Source organism: Pseudomonas sp. 18.1.10 (assembly GCF_024655625.1).
GTDB lineage: Bacteria > Pseudomonadota > Gammaproteobacteria > Pseudomonadales > Pseudomonadaceae > Aquipseudomonas.
In genome coordinates this window covers 1-4,038 of the sequence record NZ_JANLGL010000344.1, presented here as the reverse complement: position 1 = coordinate 4,038, position 4,038 = coordinate 1, and the positions used below count along the sequence as shown (strand labels likewise).

General features: G+C 64.8%; 2 protein-coding genes. Both read left to right on the top strand.

Annotation, left to right across the window (positions count from 1 at the left end; genetic code table 11):
• The first annotated feature begins 143 nt into the window (after positions 1–143).
• Positions 144–2,738 carry a Fe/S-dependent 2-methylisocitrate dehydratase AcnD gene (acnD, locus tag NUV89_RS28260; protein ID WP_257783905.1) on the top strand — a complete coding sequence of 865 codons (2,595 nt, stop codon included), beginning with the start codon at positions 144–146 and terminating at the stop codon, positions 2,736–2,738.
• A 9-nt stretch (positions 2,739–2,747) separates the two neighbouring features.
• Positions 2,748–3,938 carry a 2-methylaconitate cis-trans isomerase PrpF gene (gene prpF, locus NUV89_RS28255; RefSeq protein WP_257783904.1) on the top strand — a complete coding sequence of 397 codons (1,191 nt, stop codon included), beginning with the start codon at positions 2,748–2,750 and terminating at the stop codon, positions 3,936–3,938.
• Positions 3,939–4,038 lie beyond the last annotated feature (100 nt).

Below are 4,038 nucleotides of genomic sequence, written 5' to 3'. Positions count from 1 at the left end.
ATCGTCGGCAGCGTCAGATGTGTATAAGAGACAGGAATGACACACCGCCTTCGCGAGCAAGCCCGCTCCCACATTTGGATCGCATTCCACAGCAAGTCAGTGTCGGTTTTTCCTTTCGCAACTACCGTGACCGAGTCCTGACGATGAACACTGAATTCCGCAAACCGCTCCCCGGCAGCCGCCTGGATTTCTTCGACGCCCGCGCGGCTGTCGAAGCCATCACCCCCGGCGCCTATGCCACCTTGCCCTACACCTCCCGCGTGCTTGCCGAGAACCTGGTACGCCGCTGCGACCCGGCCACCCTCAATGCGTCCCTGAGCCAGTTGATCGAGCGCAAGCGCGACCTCGACTTCCCGTGGTTCCCGGCCCGCGTGGTGTGCCATGACATCCTCGGCCAGACCGCCCTGGTCGACCTCGCCGGCCTGCGCGACGCCATCGCCCTGCAAGGTGGCGACCCGGCGCAGGTCAACCCGGTGGTGCCGACCCAGTTGATTGTCGACCACTCCCTGGCCGTCGAGGCCGGTGGTTTCGACCCGGACGCGTTCGAGAAGAACCGCGCCATCGAAGACCGCCGCAACGAAGACCGTTTCCACTTTATCGAGTGGACCAAAAAGGCCTTCAAGAACGTCGATGTGATCCCGCCGGGCAACGGCATCATGCACCAGATCAATCTGGAGAAAATGTCCCCGGTGATCCAGGTGCGCGACGGCGTGGCCTTCCCGGATACCTGCGTCGGCACCGACAGCCACACGCCCCACGTGGACGCGCTGGGCGTGATCGCCATCGGCGTCGGCGGCCTTGAAGCCGAGAGCGTGATGCTCGGCCGCGCGTCGTGGATGCGCCTGCCGGAAAGCGTTGGCGTGGAGCTGACCGGCAAGCTGCAACCGGGCATCACCGCCACCGATATGGTGCTGGCGCTGACCGAGTTCCTGCGCAAACAGAAAGTGGTCGGCGCGTGGCTGGAGTTCTTCGGCGAAGGCGCATCGGCCCTGACCCTGGGCGACCGCGCGACCATCTCCAACATGGCCCCGGAATACGGCGCCACGGCGGCGATGTTTTATATCGACCCGCAAACCATCGCCTACCTGAAACTCACCGGGCGCGAAGACGAACAAGTCACCCTGGTCGAGCAATACGCCCGCCACACCGGCCTCTGGGCCGACGACCTCAAGGGCGCGCAATACGAGCGCGGCCTCACGTTCGACCTGTCCAGCGTCGTGCGCAACATGGCCGGCCCGAGCAACCCCCATGCCCGCGTCGCCACCAGCGACCTCGCGGCCAAAGGCATCAGCGGCCAGTGGGACGACGTGCCGGGGCAAATGCCCGACGGCGCGGTCATCATCGCGGCCATCACCAGTTGCACCAACACCAGCAACCCGCGCAACGTGATTGCCGCCGGCCTGTTGGCACGCAACGCGAACAAGCTGGGGCTGGCGCGCAAGCCGTGGGTCAAATCCTCGTTGGCGCCGGGCTCGAAAACCGTGGCGATGTACCTGGAAGACGCCGGCCTGGACCATGAGTTGGAAAAACTCGGTTTTGGCGTGGTGGCGTTTGCCTGCACCACGTGCAACGGCATGTCCGGCGCACTCGACCCGGTGATCCAGCAAGAGATCATCGACCGCGACCTGTACGCCACTGCCGTGCTGTCGGGCAACCGCAACTTCGACGGGCGTATTCACCCGTACGCCAAGCAGGCCTTCCTCGCGTCGCCGCCGTTGGTGGTGGCGTATGCGATTGCCGGCACCATCCGCTTCGACATCGAAAAAGACGTGCTTGGCCTCGACGCCAGCGGTCAGGAAATCCGCCTGCAAGACATCTGGCCGAGCGACGAAGAAATCGACGCGGTGGTCAAGGCCTCGGTCAAGCCGGAGCAGTTCCGCAAGGTCTATATCCCGATGTTTGCGATCCACGAAGACACCGGCCCGAAAGTCGCGCCGCTGTACGACTGGCGCCCGCAAAGCACCTATATCCGCCGCCCGCCGTACTGGGAAGGCGCGCTGGCCGGGGCGCGTCCGCTCAAGGGCATGCGCCCGCTGGCGGTGCTGCCGGACAACATCACCACGGACCACCTGTCGCCGTCCAACGCGATCATGCTCGACAGCGCCGCCGGCGAATACCTGGCGAAAATGGGCTTGCCGGAAGTGGACTTCAACTCTTATGCGACGCACAGGGGCGACCATCTGACCGCGCAGCGCGCCACCTTTGCCAACCCGAAACTGTTCAACGAAATGGTGCAGGAAAACGGCAAGGTCAAGCAGGGTTCCTTGGCGCGGATCGAGCCTGAAGGCCAAGTCACGCGGATGTGGGAAGCCATCGAAACCTACATGGAGCGCAAGCAACCGCTGATTATCATTGCCGGCGCCGACTACGGCCAGGGCTCGTCCCGCGACTGGGCGGCCAAGGGCGTACGCCTGGCCGGGGTGGAAGCGATTGCCGCCGAAGGGTTCGAGCGCATCCACCGCACCAACCTGGTGGGCATGGGCGTGCTGCCCCTGGAGTTCCTGCCGGGCACCGACCGCCACACCTTGAACATCGACGGCAGCGAAACCTACGACGTGGTCGGCGCGCGCACCCCGCGTGCGACGCTGACCCTGGTGATTAACCGCAAGAATGGCGAACGTGTCGAAGTGCCGGTGACCTGCCGCCTGGACACCGCCGAAGAAGTGTCGATCTACGAGGCGGGCGGCGTGTTGCAGCGTTTTGCCCAGGACTTCCTGGAATCGGCGGCGACGGCCTGAGGGGTAACCATGGCACATGCAGCGCAAATCAAGATTCCCGCCACCTACATGCGTGGCGGCACCAGCAAGGGCGTGTTTTTCAGCCTCACCGACCTGCCGACAGCGGCGCAGGTGCCGGGGGCTGCACGGGATGCCCTGCTGCTGCGGGTGATCGGCAGCCCCGATCCCTACGACAAGCAGATCGACGGCATGGGCGGCGCCACGTCCAGCACCAGCAAGACGGTGATCCTGGCCAAAAGCACGCGCGCCGATCACGACGTGGACTACCTGTTCGGCCAGGTGTCCATCGACAAACCGTTTGTGGATTGGAGCGGCAACTGCGGCAACCTGTCGGCGGCGGTCGGTTCGTTTGCCGTCAGCGCGGGATTGATCGACCCCTCCCGCGTGCCCCACAACGGCGTGGCCGTGGTGCGCGTGTGGCAGGCCAATATCGGCAAGACCATCATCGCCCACGTGCCGATCACCGAGGGCGCGGTGCAGGAAACCGGCGACTTTGAGCTGGACGGCGTGACGTTCCCGGCCGCCGAAGTGCAGTTGGAATTCATGGACCCGGCGGCGGAAGAAGAGGGCGGCGGTGGTTCGATGTTCCCCACCGGCAACCTGGTGGATGACCTGGAAGTGCCGGGCGTCGGCACCTTCAAGGCGACGCTGATAAACGCCGGTATCCCGACGATTTTCATCAACGCCGAAGACCTCGGCTACACCGGCACCGAGCTGCAAGGTGCGATCAACAGCGACCCCAAGGCCCTGGCGATGTTCGAAACCGTGCGGGCCTACGGCGCGCTGCGCATGGGCTTGATTAAGCACCTGGACGAAGCCGCCCAGCGCCAGCACACGCCGAAGGTCGCGTTTGTCGCCAAGCCTGCGGACTACGTGGCCTCCAGCGGCAAGGCGATCAAGGCCGCCGATGTGGATTTGCTGGTGCGCGCGCTGTCCATGGGCAAGCTGCACCACGCGATGATGGGCACGGCAGCGGTGGCGATTGGCACGGCGGCGGCGATTTCCGGGACCTTGGTCAACCTGGCGGCCGGTGGTGTGGAGCGCAATGCGGTGCGCTTCGGGCATCCGTCCGGCACGTTGCGGGTGGGCGCCGAAGCCAGTGAAGTCAACGGGGAGTGGGTGGTGAAGAAGGCCATCATGAGCCGCAGTGCGCGGGTGTTGATGGAAGGCTTTGTGCGCATTCCCGGTGATGCGTTCTAAGCCCCAACACCAAACCCCAATGTGGGATAGGGCTTGTGTGGGAGCGGGCTTGCTCGCGAATGCGGTGTTTCAGTCGAGACATCTTTCACTGACCCACCGC